At 44.8% G+C, this 23,770-nt stretch carries 22 protein-coding genes; 2 read left to right on the top strand and 20 right to left on the bottom strand.

The annotated features are described in order from the left end of the window. Positions 1-291: 291 nt before the first annotated feature. The 10 genes from NM125_RS14155 to NM125_RS14110 all read right to left on the bottom strand — a co-directional run bounded on the left by NM125_RS14155 (position 292) and on the right by NM125_RS14110 (position 12,447). On the bottom strand, positions 292-3,789 hold the full coding sequence (locus tag NM125_RS14155; protein ID WP_255135622.1) for an amidohydrolase family protein: 3,498 nt from the start codon (positions 3,787-3,789) through the stop codon (positions 292-294). A 100-nt stretch (positions 3,790-3,889) separates the two neighbouring features. Further along, positions 3,890-6,331 (bottom strand): DUF5686 and carboxypeptidase-like regulatory domain-containing protein, encoded by a 2,442-nt coding sequence (locus NM125_RS14150; protein ID WP_255135621.1) that lies wholly within the window; start codon positions 6,329-6,331, stop codon positions 3,890-3,892. Between the two features lie 41 nt (positions 6,332-6,372). Further along, positions 6,373-7,398, bottom strand: coding sequence for a S66 peptidase family protein (locus tag NM125_RS14145; protein WP_255135620.1), 1,026 nt, complete (start codon positions 7,396-7,398; stop codon positions 6,373-6,375). Positions 7,399-7,426: 28 nt separating this feature from the next. Beyond that, positions 7,427-8,011, bottom strand: coding sequence for a nicotinate (nicotinamide) nucleotide adenylyltransferase (gene nadD, locus NM125_RS14140; protein WP_255135619.1), 585 nt, complete (start codon positions 8,009-8,011; stop codon positions 7,427-7,429). After that, the gene (locus tag NM125_RS14135) at positions 8,011-8,850 is read right to left on the bottom strand and encodes an outer membrane protein assembly factor BamD (protein ID WP_255135618.1); all 840 of its coding nucleotides are present in this window, start codon (positions 8,848-8,850) and stop codon (positions 8,011-8,013) included. Before NM125_RS14135 ends, nadD begins: the two co-directional genes overlap by 1 nt. Positions 8,851-8,869: 19 nt before the next feature. Then, positions 8,870-9,865, bottom strand: coding sequence for a polyprenyl synthetase family protein (locus NM125_RS14130; protein WP_255135617.1), 996 nt, complete (start codon positions 9,863-9,865; stop codon positions 8,870-8,872). A gap of 74 nt (positions 9,866-9,939) precedes the next feature. Continuing rightward, positions 9,940-10,965: a type 2 isopentenyl-diphosphate Delta-isomerase gene (gene fni, locus NM125_RS14125; RefSeq protein ID WP_255135616.1), complete on the bottom strand. Its 1,026-nt coding sequence runs from the start codon at positions 10,963-10,965 to the stop codon at positions 9,940-9,942. A gap of 311 nt (positions 10,966-11,276) precedes the next feature. Further along, positions 11,277-11,999, bottom strand: coding sequence for an SDR family oxidoreductase (locus NM125_RS14120; protein WP_255135615.1), 723 nt, complete (start codon positions 11,997-11,999; stop codon positions 11,277-11,279). Continuing rightward, positions 11,996-12,208, bottom strand: coding sequence for a DUF2283 domain-containing protein (locus tag NM125_RS14115; protein ID WP_255135614.1), 213 nt, complete (start codon positions 12,206-12,208; stop codon positions 11,996-11,998). Before NM125_RS14115 ends, NM125_RS14120 begins: the two co-directional genes overlap by 4 nt. Beyond that, positions 12,205-12,447, bottom strand: a complete 243-nt coding sequence (locus tag NM125_RS14110) for a hypothetical protein (RefSeq protein WP_255135613.1) — start codon at positions 12,445-12,447, stop codon at positions 12,205-12,207. The genes NM125_RS14115 and NM125_RS14110 overlap by 4 nt, the downstream gene beginning before the upstream one ends. A 155-nt stretch (positions 12,448-12,602) precedes the next feature. On the opposite strand from NM125_RS14110, the gene NM125_RS16015 reads away from it, so the two are divergent. Both NM125_RS16015 and NM125_RS14105 read left to right on the top strand, forming a co-directional pair. Further along, on the top strand, positions 12,603-12,842 hold the full coding sequence (locus NM125_RS16015; protein WP_349294201.1) for a DUF4160 domain-containing protein: 240 nt from the start codon (positions 12,603-12,605) through the stop codon (positions 12,840-12,842). Further along, a complete protein-coding gene (locus NM125_RS14105; protein WP_255135612.1) occupies positions 12,802-13,074 on the top strand; it encodes a DUF2442 domain-containing protein in 273 nt (90 codons plus the stop codon). The genes NM125_RS16015 and NM125_RS14105 overlap by 41 nt, the downstream gene beginning before the upstream one ends. A gap of 23 nt (positions 13,075-13,097) precedes the next feature. Here NM125_RS14105 and NM125_RS14100 read toward each other — a convergent pair whose 3' ends face one another. The 10 genes from NM125_RS14100 to NM125_RS14055 form a co-directional block, all read right to left on the bottom strand. Next, a complete protein-coding gene (locus tag NM125_RS14100) occupies positions 13,098-13,607 on the bottom strand; it encodes a DUF2480 family protein (protein WP_255135611.1) in 510 nt (169 codons plus the stop codon). A 77-nt stretch (positions 13,608-13,684) separates the two neighbouring features. After that, on the bottom strand, positions 13,685-14,023 hold the full coding sequence (locus NM125_RS14095) for a HesB/IscA family protein (RefSeq protein ID WP_255135610.1): 339 nt from the start codon (positions 14,021-14,023) through the stop codon (positions 13,685-13,687). A 21-nt stretch (positions 14,024-14,044) separates the two neighbouring features. Beyond that, complete coding sequence (locus NM125_RS14090) at positions 14,045-14,596, bottom strand: NifU family protein (protein WP_255135609.1); 552 nt, start codon at positions 14,594-14,596, stop codon at positions 14,045-14,047. Positions 14,597-14,614: 18 nt separating this feature from the next. Beyond that, complete coding sequence (locus tag NM125_RS14085; RefSeq protein WP_255135608.1) at positions 14,615-15,865, bottom strand: aminotransferase class V-fold PLP-dependent enzyme; 1,251 nt, start codon at positions 15,863-15,865, stop codon at positions 14,615-14,617. An 84-nt stretch (positions 15,866-15,949) separates the two neighbouring features. Beyond that, positions 15,950-17,287 carry a Fe-S cluster assembly protein SufD gene (gene sufD / locus NM125_RS14080; RefSeq protein WP_255135607.1) on the bottom strand — a complete coding sequence of 446 codons (1,338 nt, stop codon included), beginning with the start codon at positions 17,285-17,287 and terminating at the stop codon, positions 15,950-15,952. After that, positions 17,287-18,111 (bottom strand): Fe-S cluster assembly ATPase SufC, encoded by an 825-nt coding sequence (sufC, locus tag NM125_RS14075; RefSeq protein ID WP_255135606.1) that lies wholly within the window; start codon positions 18,109-18,111, stop codon positions 17,287-17,289. The genes sufD and sufC overlap by 1 nt, the downstream gene beginning before the upstream one ends. A gap of 125 nt (positions 18,112-18,236) precedes the next feature. Then, complete coding sequence (sufB, locus tag NM125_RS14070) at positions 18,237-19,679, bottom strand: Fe-S cluster assembly protein SufB (protein WP_255135605.1); 1,443 nt, start codon at positions 19,677-19,679, stop codon at positions 18,237-18,239. Positions 19,680-20,246: 567 nt separating this feature from the next. After that, positions 20,247-21,200, bottom strand: a complete 954-nt coding sequence (gene pta / locus NM125_RS14065) for a phosphate acetyltransferase (RefSeq protein ID WP_255135604.1) — start codon at positions 21,198-21,200, stop codon at positions 20,247-20,249. Beyond that, positions 21,200-22,063 (bottom strand): hypothetical protein, encoded by an 864-nt coding sequence (locus tag NM125_RS14060; protein WP_255135603.1) that lies wholly within the window; start codon positions 22,061-22,063, stop codon positions 21,200-21,202. The genes pta and NM125_RS14060 overlap by 1 nt, the downstream gene beginning before the upstream one ends. Next, complete coding sequence (locus tag NM125_RS14055) at positions 22,063-23,766, bottom strand: caspase family protein (protein WP_255135602.1); 1,704 nt, start codon at positions 23,764-23,766, stop codon at positions 22,063-22,065. Before NM125_RS14055 ends, NM125_RS14060 begins: the two co-directional genes overlap by 1 nt. Positions 23,767-23,770: the final 4 nt, after the last annotated feature.

Raw genomic sequence — 23,770 nt, 5'->3', positions numbered from 1 at the left:
AATTACAGATAACATCTTCGAGTGATATCCCCTACTCTAAACTACTACTGATGATAACTCTTTTTTCAGCAGAGACGTCACAGTAAAAACACTGAGCTTATTTAAAGCAAGCAGATTCCAGCCTTCGCAGGAATGACTTATCCGGAAATGGTTTTTGGATTAATGATGAGGTAAACAAAAAAGGCTCCCGAAGGAGCCTTTTGTCGTTGATCGTGTTTCGTTATTCGTTATTCGTTTAATCGGGATAATCTGTTATTCAATAACGAATAACGATTTCCTATTAACGAACAATTATTCTTTTCCCGGGAGCATCATCTGCGTTGGATTTGGGAATTCCCACTCATAGGGAGTTGCTTTAACCTGCATTGGGTAGAGCTGGTCCAGTGTATCGCCGTCATACAGGCGGCCGTTTTTCATGACCCACTCTATGGAATTGGTGTTTCTGAGGTCATCCAGCGGGTTTGCATTCAGAATGATCAGATCTGCCAGTTTGCCGGCTTCTATAGACCCTAAATCACCATCCAGGCCAATAGCGGTGGCACCGTCAATGGTAGCTACCTGAAGGGCGTCGTGGTTATTCATCCCTCCTGCTGCCATGGCCCACAGCTCCCAGTGGAAACCAAGTCCTTGTAACTGACCGTGGCTTCCCACACCGGAAAGTCCGCCGGCTTCTTTCAGGTCTTTCTGAAACTCGGCATGCTTCTGGAAGACATGCTCATCGTCATGGAACCAGCCCGGACGACGGCGTGACTTGGAAGCCAGCTCTTCGTACGGGGTAAAGGTGCGCAGCTTCTCGTCAAAGAACGGATTCTCGCGGGAGTAGAAGTAATTTTCGGCCCACGGACCGCCATAGGCTACCAGCAATGTTGGGGTAACCGCCATTTGGGCTTCGGCTGTAGTGGTGATCACATCCTTGTAAATCGGGTACACCGGGAATGAATGTTCATGCCCCGGGTAACCGTCAATAAGTTGTGTCATATTCAGTTTCCAGTCGAGGGCACCTTCGGTGGTTGGCATAATGCTCTGCTCCTTAGCTGCCATCAGAATCCATTGCCGCTGCTGCCGGTTCCCTGCCAAATACATCTTGATGGTTTTGGTGTTGTAGTACTTGCTGTACTGCTTCATCACGTTTTGGGCGTGCTCCAGGCTTTGAATGTTGTACGCCCAGAATCCAAGTCCCGGTCCGGTTGAATACACACGTGGACCTTCCATCATTCCGGTTTCCACCATATCTGAATAGGTGAGTACATCGGTGGTGGCGGTTTGGGGATCACGGGTAGTGGTTACACCATACGCAAGGTTAGCGGCATAGCCCCAAAACCGTTGTTTGTGGATGCCCCATGAAGCCCATAAGTGAGCATGAGTATCTACAAAACCGGGTACAATGGTCTTTCCGCTGAGATCGCGGGTTTCTGCTCCGTTTGGTGCGGTAAGATTGGTTCCCACTTCCACAATGCGATTGTTTTCAATCAGTACATCGCCGTTCTCAATTACTTCATCGCCATTCATAGTAATAATACGGGCATTTTGAAGCAGGATGGTTCCTTCAGGAATATCGCGGGTAATGGAAACCTCAATGCTGAGTTCTTCCGGTTTATACCCTTCGTCCTCCTTCTTCTCTTCTTTCTCTTCATCGGTTTCTTCCTCTTCTGCTTCTTCATCAGCATCGCCGGAATCATCGCCATCATCGGAGTCGTCATCTTTCTTCATCTTCTCCTCCTCTTTCTTCTTCTCGGCTTCGGCCTTCTTGGCTGCTTCCACGCTGTCTTCGTAGGCTTCAGCTGCTTTCAGATCATAAATGAAATGGCCTTTACCTATCGACCAATGCACTTTACCGGCATCATCCGACCAATGAGGAAACTGCCCGCCAATGGTAGTCAACTTCTTGGCAGGAAAAGCCGCACTTGCCGCTCTGGCTACAGATATTCTCGGAGTATCGCCGCCCACTTTAGGTACGGTAACTACATAAATATCATTGTTGATGAGTGCCATTGCCTGATCTCCTTCCGGAGCCATCGCAATAAAGCTGGCGTTGGAGGGCGGGTTATTCTCTTTGGCGGCTTCTTCGGGATGAAGCATGTCGGGAGTTGGGTAATTCACGCCCATATTTCCAAATCCGGCTGTGGTGATCCCGGTGATTCGAACATGCTCTTTTTCATCGGTTCCGTCCCAACGAATAGAAAGCAACGTACCATTGCCGCGATTCAGATAAATACGGTCATCGGATTTCACAAAATGAGGGTTTGAACGTCCGCTGCTCTTGGCAATAAAGTTGTTGGAACTGCCATCTGCAGAAACCCAAACAAGATCTTCGGTAGAACCAAAGGCAAAAGGACCGGTGGAACGGTCGTAGCTTCTGTTATCACCTCTAAGAGCTACAATTCGGTTGCTGGATCGTGACCAAGTGGGTTCACTGTAGATACCCGGCTCTTCGGTAATCTTCACAGGTCGAATTCGCCGTGCATTCGGGTTCACTTTATATAAAGCACCGCCGTCTTCCATATCGTAAGTGGCATAAACAATCCATTTTCCATCAGGCGACCAGGTTGGCTGCGCTTCAATAAGATTGGAATTGGTTAGTCTCTTAGGTTCGCCATCGGGTAAATCCTGAATGTAGAGTTTATCAAGAACGGTAAAAGCGAGCTGCTCACCATTGGGCGAGGGAACGGCATCTCGAATTTGAGTAGCAAGCATTTCCTTACTGTCATCCACCGGGTATTTAAAGAACACTTCCGGCCCCATTTCAAGATGAGCATTTACTTCAAACGGAATTTCTTTAGATTCGCCGCTTTCAATATTGATGCTATATATCTTTCCAGCATAGGAAGTTAGCAGGTTCTTATTATCCGGATTGAAGCTCATGCCGGGCAATACACCCATCGTAGCAATAGACTCTTGCTCATCTCTTTGAACCGGGTAAGCCAGCCATCTTTCATCGCCGGTTTCAAGGTCCCGGATTACCAGACCGGTTTTATCCTCATACCGGGAACCGAATACCATCCATTTCCCATCTGAAGAAAGCGTGGGTGTGAATGCGGATCCGTATCTGGAAGTAATAGTTCGGCGTGAGCCATCTTCCCGGTCGTATCGAGCAATTTGATACTGTGGCAGCTGCGCATTGTAGTTCCAGGCACCGTTGCGCTGAGAGAAATACACATAACGCCCATCCGGTGAAATAGCCGGGTCAATAATTTTAAGACCATTTGGTTCACCAATAAGAGCGGTACCACTTCCGCCTTCTTTATGAATCAGCCACAACTTAGGTGTTAATCCACCTTTTGAGGCAATCACATATTCACCATCGGGGGTCCAGTCGGCATTGGTGTATCGGGTGTTTCCGCCTTTGGTAATCTGGGTAATTTCAGAAGTGTCAGCGACTTCCACGTAGTATAAATCCTCTTCACCGGAAGCATCCGAGGTAAACAAAACGTGCTTGCCGTCGGGGCTGTACCGCGGATGGGTATCAAAAGCCATACCATCGGTAAGTTGTTCAGCCTCCCCTCCGGATGCAGGAATACGATAAATATCCCCCATTAAATCAAAAACGATATGTTGACCGTCCGGGCTGATGTCCAGCGACATCCAGGTGCCTTCGTTGGTGTTAAATTCAATAATGCGCCCGGGTTTCATCGGGAGTTCGTTGTCAGCTTTGGGGATTACTGTCGTATCCGCTTCAGTAGTGTCTTGCCGTACCTCGAAAATAGAAGCATGCACACTCTGAACCGAGAAAAGCCCCAAAAACAGGAAAAATGGAATCTGTGTCCATCTTATGGATTTAATCGTATTCATAGGTATAAGGGATTTATTGTAGTTAGAAATGCTTACCTACGGAATTAAAGCAATTAGTTGCTGCTTATCCCGTAAAATTTTGTTTTTGTGACAAAGCGCTTTAAAACAGAATCAAAAAGCCAATGGAATTTCCATATTTGCCGTACAGTTTCTTACTCACTTCAGCGTATAAAATCCCGAATATTTTGGAAGCAGCAATACCGATCTCTGCCTGGGCTTTAGATCCTGAATACGGCAGCAGAGGCTCCAGGCTGGAAGTTTGATCAATAACACCAGCTGTCAGCACAGTGGAAATTTTAATCCCACTCTTCTGAATAAAATTGACGGGGATACTGCGGGTGAGCGAACTACCGAATTTATACCGGACTTTAATTTGAGAAATGCGATTCCCCAGCGGTTCCCTGTAATCGATGGTGTTAAAGGGCTTATATCTCACATAATCGTCCAGTACATATCCGTTGTAAGTAAACAATCGCTGATTGGGAACTCCAGCATCGGAAGCACCAACTATGATATCGGTTTGAAAGAAGTGGGATGAAAATACCGGCCAATAAAATTTCAAGCCTACCCGATATCGATTGTAGTCAAAGTCACTCCCCCAACTGCTGATGCCTTTTTCAAGTACGGCATCGGTCAACCACCCAAACGCACGAATGTTATAATCTCTGAGGAACTGTGTTCTCAGGTACTGACGGGTATCATGATGAAGGTGAAGGTATAACCCTTTGATCGTGCCCTCCTGAGCAGGAAATATCGGGTCATTATTGGCAAATTCCTCCGGTATAAGTCCATCCCCAAACAAACTGAAACTACTGGTAGCAGTGAGCGAGCGATGTGTTTCATCCAGATAGAGCGTTCGCAGGAAAGATTCTGTTCCAAATCGGAATCTGAATCCGGCTTCGTATCCCTCCCGCTCAAAATAGTTATTGCCTGAAGTTCCGGTTGTTAAGGCATACATAGTCTGCCGGGCTTCGAAGAAATCCAGTGGAGTCCGGTTATATTCGTAATCCTGATACTGAGGCAGGGTCTGTTTGTGATAGCTGCCTTCAGGGGCTACAAATGAATTCCCAAAGAAATGATACCCACTCAGTTCATAGCTCCAGGATTGATTGCCAAATCCATAACCACCTATTGCCCGGTATTCATAATCAGGATGGACCGGAGTTCTTACGCCCAGCCCAAGGTAATTCCCTTCCACCCGGTTGTAATGGTAAATATCACTGATGTTGGTCATGTAAAAACGCTCCAGCTGATAAGGAAGTCGAAAAAATGTACGCATAGCCGACATCCCGACCTTTACCATTGCCCGGTCTTCTTCGTATTCTTTCGCTTCATCCAGCAGCCGGGCATTTTCATTCTTCTCACGGGTTGACAGCGTATCCCAATAAGCCTGTTGCCGTTTGTGAGCATCTTGCAAAATGTTGGTTGTATTGAGTTCTATCTGCTGGGGATCTATGCTTCGGGCGTTAAGCTCGTAATTGTCCCACGTCCATTCATCGTGATAGTAAATGCGGTCTTTGGAGGTGATAAACTGCAACATGGCCGAAAGCTCGGTTTTCTCAGGCAGCCAGAAATCCCCTACTTTTTTATAGCTCTGCTGATATCTCAGGTCAGAAATCTTAAAGGTTCCGGAATTGGTTTCGGCATATTCGTTGAGCGTTACATCAATCCCCAGAATCACCGATTGTTCTTCATCATACCAAACCTGGCCTTCAAAAAGCGGGCGGTTATCGGTTTTTGGTTCGAAATAAATCTCTATGGTTCCTTCCGGCCAGCTGCTGTCTGCTTCTTCGTCGTATAGCTCATAGAATCGCCCGGCCTTATCGGAAATCGGACCAACCACGGACATGCCTTCAGAAAGAATACTCAGAACCACCTCATCCGAATTCAGATTTAGCGGAGCCCCTCCGGTCGAAAAAAAATCATATTCACTAAAAAAGTTATCGCTTGCCCTGTTTGCTTCCAGCGTCTCAGAATATCGCTCAGGATCAGAGGTGTACCTAATCTCTGACTTTCGTTCTGAGAATGCGATAGGTTCCAAATCGTCCTCCCCGGCTTCTTCATATTTAAAGCTCTTATCAACATTGCTGAGAATGGCCAGCTTATACACTTCGGCTTTATAGGAGTTCAGGTTCGAATTCTGCTGATCACGCAGGCGGGCCAGTTCCTGAACCTTTCGGGCCACCCGGTCGGCACTTACTGTAACTTCCATGGATGTGAGATCAGGCCTTAAGTACACATCCTGTTCAATCTCCCTGCCGGGCTGAATTTGAAACTGAATTACGGTATCGCGAAATGAGATAAACCGGTAGCGAATGCTGACAGTGCCGGTATCCAGCTTGATGGTATAAGAGCCGTCACTTGCCGTATAGGTTCCTTTGCTTGTCCCCTCCACAATGATGTTTGCATACGGAAGAGATTCCCTTGTTTCAGCATCGTACACAAAGCCTGATAACGTTCCGGATTGTGCAAGTACATTCATTCCCGGAATCAAAAGTAACAGGAACACAATCAATCCGGAAAAGCAGGATTTACATCTCATTATCTGTACCAGATTGCATACAAATTGAAATTTTTATTCGATCAAACAACAGCCGGTTCTGATACGTGAATTGTTTTCTTTGTTGCATCAATCCCGGCATTCAAACCAACCGGCAGGGTAATATTGTCGTCCTCGTGGCTGATCATAGCCCCGTAAAAAGCCGGGATATCGAGTGGTTTGATGTGGTCATCAAAAACCTGCTGTAACGTAAGGCTGTTATCCCCGGCATCGCAATCGGTACATTTCCCGAACACAAATCCTGAAATCTGGTCAAGAATACCTGCCAGTTTAAGTTGAGTCAGCATCCGGTCGATTCGGTACACGCTCTCTCCCACATCTTCCAGATACAGAATAGCATGTTCAAAGGACGGCAAATAATCAGATCCAATCATTGAAACCAATACCGAAAGGTTGCCTCCAAGCAATTTACCTTCAATGGTACCCGGATTTATAACAAAATTTCGTTCATCGTCAGCGGGGATTTCAAAAGTGGGTGTTTCTCCATCAAAGATTATCTCTTTAAAAGCGTTGGTTGTGAACCGATTCCAGTTAGACTTCCCCACCGGCCCATGAAAAGTAATAAGGTCACTTTTTTGATACATAGCCATATGCAGCGAAGTGATATCACTAAACCCGCAGAATGCTTTGGGATTATTTTTGAATACATCGTAATCCAGCAAAGGCAAAATACGGTTACATCCCCACCCCCCGCGAATACACATAACTCCATCCACCTGTGGATCCCGAAACATATTCATCAAATCATTAGCTCGCTGCTGATCGGTCCCGGCCAAATATCCTCTTTGGTTTCGCACATACTCACCCAGTTTAAGTTTAAAGCCCAGGCCCCGAAGGTTGGCCAGCATCTCATCAAATACGGAGGATTCGTAAATGGGGCTTGCGGGAGCTACAAGCCCCAAAGTATCACCGGCTTTTAATGCTTTCGGTTTAATTTTTTGGGTTGAACCGGGAGCGGCTTTTGTTTCACAGCCTGCAAGCCCAATTGCTGCTCCTGTAAATGAAGCGAGTGCGGTTGTCTTGAGAAAGTCTTTTCGGGTAAATGCCATTATAAACAGATTTTATGAATGGCAGTAGTTAGCTATATAACTGCTCTTTTTCAATTACTTTTACGACTTCTTCCGGCACCCGATCGGTGATAGAAATTCCGGCTGCTACTTTCTCTCTGATTCCGGATGAAGATACATCGAGGGGCGTATGATCCACAAAGTGGGTGCGCTGTAAAATCTTATCTTCAACGTCTTTGTGTGTCTCACCGGGACGCTGGGCAACCAACAGCTCACATTCTTCCAGGATTTCCTCATAATACTTCCAGGTATGAAACTTAGCCAGGCTGTCTTCTCCCATACAATAAAAGTAAGTGTTATCGGGCAGGTGTTCCTTTAAGTATCGAATGGTCTGAACGCTATAGGAAGGCTTAGGCAGTTCGTTTTCAATAGTCTTAATGGACAAGTTGCTTATCCCCGAAAAAGCTTTTTCCAGCATCTCCAGGCGGATCTCGTAAGGCGTCTGGAACTCCCGGGTTTTGTGTGGTGGGTATGGAGTCAGCAATACCCAAAGCTCATCTATTAAGTCTGATTGGAGGAAGGATTGCGCAATGGAAATATGTCCGTTATGAACCGGATCGAAAGTACCTCCAAATAAACCAATCCGCCCAGACATTAATCCTGTCCTGAGTCAGCAACCTCGCTTTGGCTGCTTCCACCGCTTCGAACATCAGCCAGTTTTCTTACCGCTTCATCATGATAGTTTTCGACTTCTTCGCGGAACTTACTTTCAGGGAACAGCTGCAGAAACTTCTCGTAGTTTTCAATGGCTTTACCGTAACGCTCAGCCTGTCGGTTTATGACACTGTTATCGGCGTAATTGATGTAGGTTTGAATTTGGTCAACCAATGCTCGTTCTGCCCACTTTGATTCCGGATACTGATCAATGGTTTTATCCAGGTAAATAGTGGCTGCTTTATACTGTTCGGTGCGTACATAAAACCGTGCTGCTTCATAGGATTTATGAGCCAGCTTTTCTCTGAGTTCATCAATACGAGCTGCAGCTTCCTGCACTTTTTCATGGTCCGGGTAGCGATTATTGAACAGGCGGAATCGCTCAATGGCTTTTCGGGTCTGGTTCTGATCCAGTTTATAACGCGGACTGAGTTCGTAGTAACACATCGCCGCTCTAAATTCGATCTGTGGTCGACGTTCGTCCTGTGGGTAATAACTGATGTACCGATCATACTCACTGGCAGCCAGTAAAAACTGCTTATCTTTGTAATAACTTTCGGCAAGATAGTATTGAGCATCCTGCCCGTATTCGGTGCCTCTGGCTACCCTTGTAACGGTATCAAAGGCGTTGGCGGCCTCGCTGTAATTTTCTTCTTCATAGAAAGCCATCGCTTTTTGATAGGCCACTTCAACAGAGTCTCCCCTTTTGATAAGCCGGTCGTTTTTACAGGCCGAGAAGATGAATAAGAAAGCTAAAACTGCAAGTAGTTTACTGCGCATTGAGTATAATTTTTGTGATTTAATGGTCACGATTCTGTAAGAAGATAAGAAGTTTTTCAAGCTCTTGTTTGTAATCAGAAGATTCAAATTTATTTAATAACTGAAACGCTTTTTTGTAATGCTGATCAATTTCGGCGGCAACATCATCCAGTACATCCAGGTCCGACATTATTCCCAGAACTTCATCAACATGTTCCGGGGCCGGATTTTCTGCATTCAGCGTTTCCTGAATGAGAGATGACTGCTCAGCATTCGCCCGTTCTAACGCAAGGATGGTAAGATATGTTTTCTTTCCTTCAAAAATATCGCCACCCGGACGTTTTCCGAACTTTTCCGGATCGGCGGTAGCATCCAGCAAGTCGTCCTGTATCTGGAAGGCAATGCCCATCTCATAACCCAATTCAGCCAGCTCTTTTCTCTTTTCGGAAGAAGCATGAGCTGAGATTGCCCCAAGTTCCAGGGCCCCGCTCAGCAAAGCCGCTGTTTTCCCGGCTATCATTTCCAGGTACTCATTATGGTTTACGTCAGTTCGATCAACGAATTCCATATCCAGGGCCTGACCTTCACAAACCGTAACAATAGCTTTGGAAAAAACCGAGTGTACAGCCGCAAACTCTTCTTTAGAGTAACTTTCATTAGTACCGTAGTAACTGAGCTGCCTGTAGGCATCGGCAAACATCACATCTCCGGAAAGGATGGCAATATTTTCATTCCATTTCTTGAATACGCTGGGTTCACCGCGTCGGGTATCTGCGCTGTCCATGATATCATCGTGAACAAGGGTGAAATTATGAAGTATTTCTACAGAAAGAGCAGCAGGTAAAGCATCATTCAAATCACCGCCACATAATCCGTTAGCAAGCAGCGTGAGCATAGGTCGAATCCGCTTCCCTCCAACCGATAAGACATACCGGTAAGGCTCGTAAAGAGTTTGGGGATGATCCGGAAAGTGAAGGTCCTTTAGCCCGGTTTCAATCCTTTCCAGTAATTGTTGTTGGAGATTCTTGTTACTCAATGCTCTTTTTGTAGATGAATAAACTGAATATAAGGAAATTAAGGGACGATGTTAGTTCTCAATCGCCCGGATCTCTATTTCATTTCCTGAAGATGAGAAGCGGATAATTCCTGTACACTTGTGCATCCAAGTAGCGTTAAGATGGTTTTTAAATCCTTTTTCCATTGGTTCAAAAGCTTTTCAAGCCCGGTGTATTCATCGTTCTTTATTGCTTTGATAACCGGTTGTGCCGTAGCCGCAAAATGCGCCCCCAAACACAACGACTTCGCGATATCAAAAGCTGAACGGATACCACCAGATGCTATGATTTCAAAACTTTGTTCCCATTCCAGTTTGCTCAGCTGCTGAATACATTCTACGGTTGGGATTCCCCACTCATCAAAGCCATGGTTGGCGGATTGATTGGACGAACGGAAGTTCTCGACTTTTGCCCAGCTTGTTCCTCCGGCACCCGCTACATCAATTACATTCACCCCAACATTTAATAATCTGCGGGCAGTATGTTCAGAAATTCCCGCACCCGTTTCTTTCACAATCACCGGTAACTGAGTGTCTTTAACCAACTGTTCAATACCATCAAGGATTCCTTTAAAGTCACGATCGCCTTCCGGCTGCATTAGTTCCTGCAGTGGATTCAGGTGGACAATTATGGCATTAGCTTGAATCGAATCCATAAGTTGGGTAAGCCTTTTAGTATCAAGCCCGCCAATGAGTTGTGCGCCTCCGATGTTTGAACATATAAAAGCATTCGGGGCTTTGTCCCGGACTACAGAAAACGTATCTGTCAGGGATTCATCTTCCAACATAGCTCGTTGACTCCCTACCCCAAAGGGTAGATTTTCCGCTTCACAAAACTCGGCAATGATAGCATTAACCGGACCTGCTTCAGAATAACCACCCGTCATAGAAGAAATGAAAAGAGGCATACTGAAGGTTCGTCCCAACAACGTTGCTTCGGTAGTCACTTCATTAAAATTGACTTCCGGAAGTGCATTATGAATAAAGCGGTAGCGTTCAAATCCGGAGGGCTGATCGTATTGGGTGCCTTCTGTTACGGTAAGCTCAACGTGGTCTTTTTTTCGGTCTCTGATGTCGGTCATGGCAGAAATTCCAAAAAACAAGCACCAAATCCCAATAGTTATTTTTGATTGTCATCGCGAGGAGCCTCCTAACTAGTAAAGACTGATTAAGGCTCTCGACGTCGCGATCTCCTTAATCTGCTTGGTGTACTTTATTAGGAGATTGCTTCGTCGTAATACTTACTAAATAGAATCAAAGATCTATACTCCTCGCAATGACGTTTTTATAAAGTAGGTCGTCCTTGCGCACCTGATGCGGAATCTGAAGAGGCGTAGGTGCAGCATTTGGTTATTCAGATGCTGAATCAAGTTCAGCATGACAAAAACGTCTGTTAAACCAGGTAACTTCCCGAGTTAATGTGAAAAGTTTGCCCGGTGGCGTGCTTGAGTTTTCCTGAGGCAAGTAAATAACTGATTTCCGCTATCTGCTCCGGCGGAGCGATGGAATCCAGAGCTAAATCTTTAGTGAGATAATCCTCTCCATACACTTCGATGGAGCCCTGAGCCATATCGGTGTTTACAAAACCGGGGGCGATGGTATAAGCGGTGATTCCATGCTTCCCAAAACTGCGGCCGATACTTTTGGTGAATGCGGTCATTCCTCCTTTACTGGCTGCATAACTGGCGTATTCCTGGGTGTCTCCACGTGTTCCGGCCCGGGATGAGATATTGATAAGCCTCCCTTCAACCCCGGCTTTCTTCCAGGCGTTAAGTGCCCATTTGGAGATCAAAGCTGCTGAACGTAGGTTTACCTGTAGCGTCAAATCCCAGTTTGCCAGCCATTCTTCATCGGAAATATCAAAATCAGCTTCTGCAAACATCCCGGCATTGTTGATGAGTACTTCTGGGATTTCGTCTTCCTGAAATACCGACTTAAGCTTTTCAAATTCATTGGGCTTGGATAAATCACAGGCGATGTGCCGGTAGTTTTCGTCATTCGGGAATTCGTGATTCGTTGATCGGGAGGTTCCAATCACTTCATGCCCTTCATTAAGTAATTTTTGAGCGATGGATTTTCCTATTCCACGAGAGGTACCGGTTATTAAAACTATCATTTAGCCCTTTCTAAATTAGGAAGCTTTGAAACTGAAATTTCATTCATATCCAGTTTTTTACTGGCATTATCGATGTCAATTCCAACTATATTATTCTCATCATCATAATCTATATGGATACCTTCCGAAACTTCTTCAGTATATGAACTAAGCTTTGAGGAAAGGTCGATGTAAAGAGAATCTGTCTCCGGATAATAATTAAGTTTCATGGCTCAAATCTCCTGTCTGGAAATGCATTATGAATGGTCTTCTTGTCTTCCAATGTAATAACTCTAAGATAACGATTATCCAATTCTGAAATTTTAGCCCAGAACCTGAACCTGTTATCCTCCTGTTTTTCAACTTTCTCAGGATTATTAACAACTTCAATACACCACTCTTTTTTCAAATAAGGTCTTTTCCTTAGAACTTCATTCTCAAAATATGCAGTGTATTTGTATTGAGTCATTAGAATTTATTTCAATGTGTCATAAATCTACATGATTTTTTGGAAAAACTTGAAATCAATCAGCTTTGGGCTCAGAAATGAATAGCTGATAAGGAAGTGATAATGACTAATATCTGCATGCTTGATTCGTTAGGTTAATGAAGTTAGATTAATATATGAGTCCAACAGTATTCAGATTTAAAGGATACCGTTTCTTTTTCTTTTCACGGGAAGAAGATAGGATACATATTCACGTAATTCATGCTGAAGGTGAAGCAAAAGTTTGGTTAGAACCAGATATTGAACTTCAATCTTCATACGGTCTTAGTTCCAAACAAATCAAAGAGATACTTGAACAAATAATCAAACACGAAGATGAAATCAGAGAAAGCTGGAATAGTCACTTCGGAAAATAGAACTGAAGTCACCAATGTCTCATCACATGGCATATGGATCTATCATATTGGAAAAGAGTATTTCCTTGATTACGATAAATTCCCTTGGTTCAAGAATGCCAAAATTGGTGAAGTAGTAAATATTGAAACCCCCTCCGAAGAACATTTTTACTGGCCCGATTTGGATGTTGACCTGCATTTGGAGTCCATTAAACATCCCGAAAAATTCCCTTTAATGAGCAAAGAAGATTAAACGAGTACCCAAGTTATCGGTTTTCACCCTCTCCAAACCGGCACGTTCGAGCAGGCTTCCCCGTACATAATTTTTTTAGCTCTCTTCATAAGCTTATTGGTAGCGAGCATATAAATGGAATCAGGTACGTGTACTTTTCCGCATCCTTTCAGTAATACAAACTTGTCTTCGTATTGATCCCAGTCGTACTTGTCCAGCTCTCTCTGATATAACTGGTGTTGAAAAGCTTCTTTTCTCCCCTTGAATACTTCTTTGGCAAATTCAGAAGCATAAGAAGTTATAAGCATCCAGGCCCATGGAGCAATAATGGCATCGGTGCTGCAATAAACGGTCAGGTATTTTCCCTCATATTGCGACCAGTCGAATTCCTTAATCTGCTCCCGGAAGTCTTTTTCCTTCAGCATCAATTCCTGAAACAGAAACTGTTTGATATCCAGCTCTTCGATGGGGGTGTCATCGTGGAATTTCTGCAAATCCAGCGTAACCAGCTTGGTATTTTGCTGAACCCGGTTTACAATGGTTTCTTCTGACATGGTTTCGTTATTAGTTTTTTCGTTAATGGTTAATCGGGATTCTATCCAACGAATAACCATTAACGATTAACGATTCACTAAATAGAGAAAGACTCTCCGCAGGAACAGGTACGCGAAGCATTTGGATTTTTGAAATGGAAACCCTGTCCGTTTAATCCTTCGGTATAGTCCAATTCGGTTCCCGCCAGGTAAAGAAAACTGCGCATGTCGACCAGCACTTTAAGGCCGTCAACATCAAAGATTTTATCGTTTTCCTCCGGCTGAACATCAGAATTGAATTCCAGATCGTAGGTTAGCCCCGAGCAGCCACCGCTTACCACACCTACCCGAAGATAGGCATCGTCCGGTACGTTTTGCTCCTTTCGGATCAGGTTAATCCGCTCAGTAGCTCGATCTGTAATGGAAAGCTCTTCCATAATAATGCTTCCTTTCTTTTTTTAGACTGAAACAACTTGAATTTCCGGATCAATACGCTTCACCATACTTTCGATGGCATACAGCGTTCCGGTTGTAGCTGTTGGGCACGTTCCGCAAGCTCCCTGATAGTGTACCTTAAGCCGGTTTGATTCCAGACCCAATACTTTAAGTCCGCCACCGTCAGCCAGCAAATAAGGACGAACCTGTTCATCCAGCATGCGGTTGATTTCCTGCAGGCGTGGATCATCAGATTCCTGAGCTTCTTTACTTACGTGTACTTCAGAATCATCTTCTTCATGATTGTCAGGCTCAGCCTCCCGAATCGGAGGTGCAAGCTTTCGAAGCAATTCAGACCAAACCGCTTTTCCATCCTGCGTAACGGTTACGTACTTATCTACATAATACACGTTAATCACATTATCGATTGCAAACAGTGCCGACGCCAGTTCATCGCCTTCAGCTTCAGCCGCGTTCTCGAACGAGCGGGTGGTGCCGTTGGTCAGCGGTTCAGCCAATACAAAGCGCATGGCATCAGGATTCGGTGTGCGTTCTATTTCTTTAATTTTTGCCATCTCGATTCTCGTTTGTTTTTAAAAAAATTCTTTTACGTATTTGATTCCTTCCACTAACCGGTCAATATCCTCTTTATTATTGTAGAAGGAAATAGATGCCCGTGCAGTGCCCGGAATGTTAAAATGATCCATAATGGGCTGAGCGCAATGATGTCCGGTTCGTACGGCAATGCCTTTTTGATCCAGAATGGTACCTGCATCAGTTGGGTGAATGCCCTCCAGTAAAAACGAAATCACAGACGCCTTATTCTTTGCTGTACCGACGATTTTAAGACCGTCTATCTTACGCAGTTCTTCCGTGGCGTAATCAAGTAATTCCTGTTCACGGGCGGCGATGTTCTCCATCCCGACCTCATTCAGGAAATCAATAGTTTCGGCAAAACCAACTCCGGCTGCAATAGGGGGAGTTCCGGCTTCAAACTTATGTGGCAGATCATTCCAGGTGGTTTTCTCAAAGGTCACCTTATCAATCATGTCGCCACCTCCTCGATATGGTGGCATATCTTCCAGCAGTTCTTTCTTGCCATATAGAATGCCAAATCCGGTTGGACCGCACATTTTATGGGCTGAAAAAGCGTAGAAGTCAGCGTCCAGTTTCTGAACATCAACTACGGCGTGAGGAACGGCTTGCGCTCCGTCAATTAAAACAGGAATATCTTTGGCATGAGCCGCTTCGATAATCTCCTCTACCGGGTTGACGGTTCCTAACGCATTCGATACATGAAGAACCCCAACCATCTTGGTTCGGTCTGAAAGCAGGTTGTGAAATTCTTCCATCACCAACTCGCCTTCGTCAGTCATTGGAATGACTTTGATCTTGGCTCCCGTTTCCTCTGCCACCATTTGCCAGGGCACAATGTTAGCATGATGTTCCATGGCGGAAAGGATGATTTCATCTCCTTCCCGAAAATGCTTTCGCCCGTAGCTGTTGGCTACCAGATTGATGGAGTCGGTAGTTCCGGTAGTGTAAATGATTTCTTCCAGGTGCCGGGCATTGATGAAATCTTTTACTTTGGTCCGGGCTGCTTCAAAAGCATCCGTTCCCTCCTGACTCAAGGTGTGTATTCCGCGGTGAACATTTGCATGTTCATTGGAATGATAATCGTTGATACGATCAATCACACGCTGTGGCATCTGGCTGGAAGCACCGTTGTCAAGATACACCAAAGGATTCCCCTTTATTTCCCGTTTAAGCACAGGAAATTGATTACGAATGGCTTCCCAATCCGTAGTTAATGTGGCGGTATCTTGTTTCAGTGCTTCTTCCATTTCCAAATAATCTACTGGTGGCGACGCTCTGCATCGACACCAATTAAGCTCCGATGCTGAGCATCAGAGCAGGGTGTGTAATACTTACTCACCCACCGAAACAAATTCCTCGTCGCGGCTGGTGAATTTGACTACTTCGTCTAATAATAATTTATGCACCGATTCCACTTCCATATTCTCGATACTTTCGAGGGTGAAAGCGTAAACCAGTAATTCGCGTGCCTTCTTCTTTGTGAGCCCGCGACTATGGAGGTAAAATACCTCGTCTTCATTCAGGTGACCAATAGTCGCACCGTGAGAACACAACACATCATCAGAAAAAATCTCAAGCTGAGGTTTGGTGTGAACCGTACCATCAACAGATAACAGCAAGTTTCGGTTTTCCTGGAAAGAATCGATTTTTTGAGAATCTTCCCGAACAAAAATCTTACCGTTAAAGATGGAATGCGCTTTGTCGTTCACTACTACTTTATGCAGCTGGTGGCTTTTCGCATGCCAGTGTCTGTGATCGATTGCTGAATGCGTATCGGCAATTTGCTCGCCATCAATCAGCACCAGGCCATCGATTGTGAAATCGACTTCTTCATCGTTCTGAACAACACGCGGATCATTTCTGAACAATTTAGCACCCAAACAAATAGTGTATGAGTGATACTCAGCGTACTTATCCAGGTGAGCAATCGGGCGGGAAATATGATTCGCCTTCTTACTGTCGCGCTGAATACGTGCATGGTGAACATGCGCTCCTTCAAACAGTTTAAACTCATTCACGGTCACGTTCAGGTATTCATTCTGAACCAGCGCCACGTGCTCTTCAACAATCGTTGATTTGGAATAAGCTTCTCCCACAAACAATACGCGTGGAGTAGCATAAAAAGCTTTCTCAGCGTCTGTAAATACATTCAGTATATGAATCGGAGCTTCTACTTTCGTTTCCTTAGGAACGTAAATGAAAGCACCGTCTTTGAAATTGGCGTCATTCAATGCCGAAAAAACATCCTGATCATCATCGTAGGTAGTATACGCACCTAAATGTTTTTCAATAATTTCAGAGTCACCGTTTTCAGCCAGTGTGCCAACAACTACATTTTCAGGGATATCTGAAGTTGAAGATAAATCGGCATCAAATACACCGTTTACAAACACCAGTCGGCTGTTGGTGGCTTCCGGCAGGTAGTACTCACTGATATCGCCCGGGGAAACTACTCCGGCTTCTGAAACCGGTACAAAATGACTTCGGCTGATTGATTTCAGATCCGTGAATCGCCAGTCTTCGTCCTTCTTGGTTGGAAATGGGAATTCAGAAATATTCCCTGCTCCTTTCTCATTCAATCCGGCAATGGCTGAAACATTGGATACTGTTTCAAAATTACCGTCCAGAAAGTCTAAAATGGTTTCTTTTTCTTTTACTGCTACACTCATTACTGAGCCTCTCCGTTTAGGGAAAATTCTTTTTCTAACCAGTCGTAACCTTGGTCTTCAAGCTCGAGAGCAAGATTCTTGTCGCCTGATTTGACGATTTTACCACCCATCATTACATGGACGTAATCCGGGGTGATGTAATTCAGCAGACGCTGGTAGTGAGTAATCAGCACAATTCCGTTTTCCGGTCCGGCAATTTTGTTGATGCCGTCAGAAACGATTTTCAGCGCATCAATGTCAAGACCTGAATCGGTTTCGTCCATAAAAGCCAGCTTTGGATTCAGCACGGCCATCTGGAATACCTCATTCTTCTTCTTCTCTCCACCAGAAAATCCGGTGTTGATGCTTCGCTCGAGGAATTCATCTTTCATATCGATGACTTCGAGGCGACTTTTCAGGTAATCCTCAAATTCAATCGGGTCAAGTTCTTCACGGCCGTTTTCACGGGCTATCGTGTTGTAGGATTCACGAAGAAGGGTTTTGTTGGTGATCCCGGGAACTTCAACCGGATACTGAAATGCTAAGAACAGCCCAAGGTGAGCTCGTTCGTCGGCATCCATTTCGGTGATGTCTTCTCCTTCAAATAGGATTTCACCTTCGGTTACTTCATACTCCGGGTGACCTGAAACAACTTTGGCCAGCGTACTCTTCCCGCTGCCGTTCGGTCCCATAATAGCATGGATTTCACCTTTGTTAATCTTCAGGTTCACACCCTTCAGAATCTGTTCTTCTTCGCCTTCTACTGAGGCATGTAAATTTTTAATCTCTAACACGTTATCGTTCTTTTCTTTTTTTTGATTTAAGTTCTTTGTCGTTTTGATCATCCTTATCATGCCGGACTTGTGAAGATTCATCGCTATCGCTCTGAATGACTTCGCCACTGGTGATGGCGCTCTGCGTCGTCACCAAACGCTACAACGCAGAGCGTGCGTAGCCAGGCCGACTGGTTTTACCCTACACTTCCTTCCAATTTAACATCTAACAAAGCGTTTGCTTCGGTAGCAAATTCAAGCGGGAGTTCTTTCAGTACTTCTTTCACAAATCCATTAATAATCATGGAAATGGCATCCTGCTCACTAATACCTCGTTGCATCAGGTAGAAAATCTGCTCTTCTCCTACCCGAGAAGTTGAAGCTTCGTGCTCCACACTTGCAGTAGGATTCTGAGAAGAGATATACGGGAATGTATGCGCACCGCATGTCTGCCCGATCAACATCGAGTCACACACTGAATAATTACGCGCACCATCTGCTTTCTTGGAGATCTTAACTTCCCCACGGTAGCTGTTTTGTGAATGTCCGGCAGAAATACCTTTCGAAATAATTGTACTCTTGGTGTTCTTACCCAGGTGAATCATTTTCGTACCGGTATCAGCTTGCTGACGTTTGTTGGTTACAGCTACTGAGTAAAATTCACCGATGGAGTTATCACCCTGAAGAATCACACTTGGGTATTTCAGCGTTACAGCTGAACCGGTTTCAAGCTGAGTCCAGCTGATCTTGGAGTTGTCACCGCGGCAAGCACCTCGCTTAGTCACAAAATTATAAATACCGCCTTTTCCATCTTCATCTCCGGCATACCAGTTTTGAATAGTGGAATACTTGATTTCAGCGTTTTCCATTGCGACCAATTCAACAACCGCTGCGTGTAGCTGATGCTCATCAAACATAGGGGCTGTACAGCCTTCGAGGTAACTAACATGACTATTGTCTTCACAAATAATCAGGGTTCTTTCGAACTGTCCGGAATTCATATTATTAATCCGAAAATAAGTAGAAAGCTCCATTGGGCACACGGTGTCTTTCGGCACATAGCAGAAAGATCCATCTGAAAATACCGCTGAGTTCAATGCTGAATAAAAATTATCTCGAATTGGCACTACAGAAGCCATGTATTTTTTGACCAACTCAGGATATTCTTTGATGGCCTCTGAAATAGAGCAGAAAATTACACCGGCTTCGGCTAATTTTTCTTTGAAACTGGTGAAAACGGAAACACTGTCAAACACAGCGTCAACGGCTACACCGGCCAGTTGTTTCTGTTCTTCCAGCGGAATTCCCAATTTATCATATGTCTCGCGGATTTTTGGATCTACTTCGTCAAGACTGTCCAATTTGGGCTTATTCTTTGGAGCAGAATAATATTGAAGAGAATCGAATTTAGGCTTTTCATAGGTTGCATTGAACCAATCCGGTTCTTCCATTTCAGTCCATGCCCGGTAAGCCTTCAAACGGAACTCAAGCATCCACTCCGGCTCTTCTTTTCGAGCAGAGAGTTCGCGGATGATATCTTCGTTAAGTCCCTTTGGAAAATCTTCGTATTCAACATCGGTGGAAAAGCCATACTTGTACTCTTCCCCAATCATTGACTCTAACGCTTGCGTTTCGCTCATTAGTTATTTGGTCTTAAAATTTTGCTTCTTGATTCCGCCTGAAAAACAACCTTTTTCAAGTTTAAGTTCGCTGTTTTGCAGGCCTATTTAGATTGAGTACAAATATACGAAATCTCCCTTTCTTAACTAAATCTGAAATGATTGAGAATCTCTATTGAATGAATAGGTTTGAAACGGTAAGTAATTGCGAGCCAAACGTTGAAAAGTGAAGGGCATGTTTAGCCATAGAAATTGATCGCTTCTTGTCCACAAAGTCCTTCAAAGCAAATGATGAACCTTTGCCATGATGTAATGACCCAATTAATCAAGAAAATCCTCACATCCCATACCTCAAGGTTCAAAAATATGGAACCTTGATTGGCTTGATTTTCGGATTACCATGATTGTCATTGAGGGCGAAGTCATGAAATTAATCTCGAAATAACTCCTAACCTGTTCACTGAAAGATCCTTCGCGGTAAGCATCCTAAACCTACTTCTACTTTCTTACGCTCAGGATGACTCAGTTAGTTTGTAATCAAGGTAATCCAACCATCCTTTAAATCAAGGTTCAAAAATAGTGCCTCGATTAATTACTGCCCATCAAAGAACAAACACAGGCAGTATTCACAATGTCTTCCCAGGAGCATCCTCTCGACAAATCCATCATGGGTTTTGCCAGTCCCTGAATAATAGGGCCAGTAGCGGTGGCACCGGCCAATCGTTCGGTGATTTTATAGGAAATATTCCCGGCATCCAGGTTTGGGAAGATGAACACATTCGCTTTTCCAGCTACTTCAGAGTCGGGGGCTTTTCGCTTAGCGATGTCAGGGATGATGGAAGCGTCAAATTGTAGCTCGCCATCAATGGGAAAATCGAGATTGTGAGACTTCACGATTTCCAGGGCTTCCCGAACCAGGTCAATGCGCTCATGTTGGGCACTGCCCTTTGTTGAAAAGGAAAGCATGGACACCCGAGGCGCCTGACCGGTTACTTTTTTGTGAGTTTGAGCCGAATCCATTGCAATAGTGGCCAACTGTTCCGCATTAGGGTAAGGAACCACAGCACAGTCTCCGTAGGTAAACACCCGTCCATCATCAAAACTCATGAGAAATACACTGGATACAACGTTGGAGCCCGGCTTGAGACCAATGGTTTGTATAGCTGCCCGCAATACATCTCCGGTTGTGGAAACGGAACCGGCAACGCATCCATCAGCATCTCCGGCGGCAACCATGGCCGCAGCAAAAAACAGCGGATCCTTGATCACATCGATAGCTTCCGCTTCGGTTAAGCCTTTGTGCTTTCTTCGTTCGTAAAATGCGCGGGCATATTTTTTTAGATTTTCATCCGAAACAGGATCTATGAAATCAAGTCCTTCCGGAATCCCGGCTCCCTCATTTTGAATAAGAATCGGTTTTGCGAGTTTGTTTTCCTTTAGGTATTCCGCCGCTTTAATTATTCGCTTGTCCGAAGAACGGGGGAAAACGATTGTCCTCAATGATGATTTAGATCGACTGCGTATGTCTTCGATTATGTCCATTATCCTACTAATAAAATGATTGAAATTACCGCTATGGCCAAACCTGACCACTGTTTAACGGAGGGTCTATCCTTCCAAATTCCGATGCCTATCAAGGTTCCCAAAACAACCAGGCTCACATTCACCAACGGGAACACAATAGATCCCGGCATCAGCTTTAATGCGTAAATCAAAAATATGGATGAATAGAGATTTACCACTCCGGTGGCTATACCATACACGATTTCTGTGAAGGTAAAATGAATCTCTTTTCTTTTTAAAAGGATTCCAACCCCCACCAAAAAGGAAAAAAAGAAGATTCCTGATACAAAAAGATCTTCCGATATTTGTTCAGAAAACACTTGTTCATATACTTTCAGTCCGGTATCGGCCATCCCGGTCATTATAAAAATCAAAACCGGAAGCCAGGCATCAGAAAAACCAGAGATACTTTTCGTTTTGATACGAGGCACCATCAACAACAAAGAACCCAAGGCCAGAATAATGCCGAAATACTTTAGTCCTCCAATGGCTTCCCCAAAAACGAAAAGGCTAACGGCAATCGGGAATATAAGCGACATCCGCATGGCAGCTATACTTACCCCCATTCCTACCCGGTCTATGGAGCGACTGTAAACCACCATGTTTGCGATAAAAACAATACCCAGAACCATGGCCAGTGATACAAGCCAGATGCCCGGTTCCGGTGAAACTTCAGGGAATACCTCAAATTCAGCCGAGTTGAACAGGCTAATCAGAAATCCCGCAAGGTAATTACACACCAGGATTTTGAGCACATTCAGCTTTCTGTTTTCGGCAAGCTTAAGGATCTGAGCAATAGTCAGCGAACAAGAAATACTCAGAAAGATGTAAACAAGTCCCATCAGTTCAGAAGCTCAAGCTCTCTGTTCCCAAAAAACAATGGATTCTGCGGCTGCTCGTACAAACTTCGTGAAGTGAAGGGCACATTCCGCTCAAGGTGGCCGAAAATGGCATTCATCGACATATTTCGTTGCTTAATCGCCTCAGCTAAGTAGTAGGTAAATATGCTGTGGCGGTTTTGCTCGCCATTGGTTGAGGAGTAAATACCGGAACGCTGATCGGGACGGGAGGCAAAAAACACTGCAGAGGCAAAATTTCGGTCTGTTATAATAGATGCCAGGTCTTCAAGAGCCTGTGTTGAACCGTCATCGTTAAGAATATCCAGGTCGGCAAAAACCTTTATGGAATTCAGGTCCAGATTATTAAATGCCCGAAACAGTTTTTGAAGATCTATCAGCTGAATTTCACCATCTTCATTTAATTCACTTCCCAATAAGTAAACCTGTCCGTCCCTGATTTCTGCATATCCATTTATATACACATTCAGGTTGTGGCGGGAATCGCTCAGGGTGGCAGCCAGCCTGGAATAGGCTCTTTCTACCATAAGATCACTGGTGGCGTTCATAGCTTTTATAACCCGGGTACTGCGAACCCCAAATCCCTGGATAAAATACTCTTCCATCAACTTGGCATCACGCTGTCCATAAATCCGCTCCGACAGCTCCCCTTCGTACTGGTTGTTGGACAATATAAAAGCACCGGAGTTGAGTGAGCTTCTCCCCAATACCGGAATGTTCCGTTCCACATCAACCGAACCGAAAGGAACATTTGGAATAGCGATCACCGAAAGATCGGATGCAAATTCAGAAGGGCGCCAAATCATGCGTACGTCGTTGGCAGACACCCAAGTCTCAGAAATACCATACAACACTTTGTACCAATCTCCTTCTTCAGAAACCAGTTTAAGCTGACTACCTTCGGCAAGGTCGGTTAAAATATTTCCCGGATTCGATTCCGCCTCATTTCTGAGGGCGGTTATCTGAACATCCACCACCACAAACTGTTCAAATACGGATGGAACAGGGACTTCTTTTCTTTGTGAAAGTGAATCATAAAAAGCCTCAACCACAATATTGTGAGCGGGGTTTTCCCCAAATATCCCGGCATCTATTTCTTCGGCAAGATTTATGGAAATCCGTCCGCCGTTAAAATCCCATTCCTTATTCTCAACCAACACCCGGTTATTGTACGATATTCGGATGCCCGGATTGTCGGTGTTATAGGGTCGGGCATTCGTGGTATCAATTTCGGTAGCAGTTCCGGTTTGTCGTAAAAGCCGGCTCTCCCCTGTCCTTGTAGGCTCACCAACTGGTTTCATATTCAAAAAAGATAAGCCAGTGAGTAGCGTCCCGGCTCCCATAAGGGCATACCGCTGTTCATCGGTCGGTCGGTCCAGCAGTTGGTCAGAAAAAGCTGCGTAATACGAAAGCCCGGCTCCTGCCGCCCCCAACAACACATATCCAATCCTTGGCCTGTACCGCTGAATGTAGCGCTCCGTTTTAACCCTTTCCGCATACTCATAGGTGTTAATCGATTTCAGGTCAAAATGAATGAGTGGTTGGTTTGGGGTGATACCATTGGTGCTTTCCAGGTAGTACCGGGACGAGATGAGTTCATAGTCATTGATATCCAAAGCCTGATCATCTACCACTACCCAGCTGGTACTGGAACATCCCTGAAACAGCAACGCTGAAATCAAGGCCATAAAG

Source organism: Gracilimonas sediminicola (assembly GCF_024320785.1).
Taxonomy (GTDB): domain Bacteria; phylum Bacteroidota; class Rhodothermia; order Balneolales; family Balneolaceae; genus Gracilimonas; species Gracilimonas sediminicola.
The sequence above is the reverse complement of the archived record's forward strand: the minus strand, read 5'-3'. Positions and strand labels throughout refer to the sequence as shown.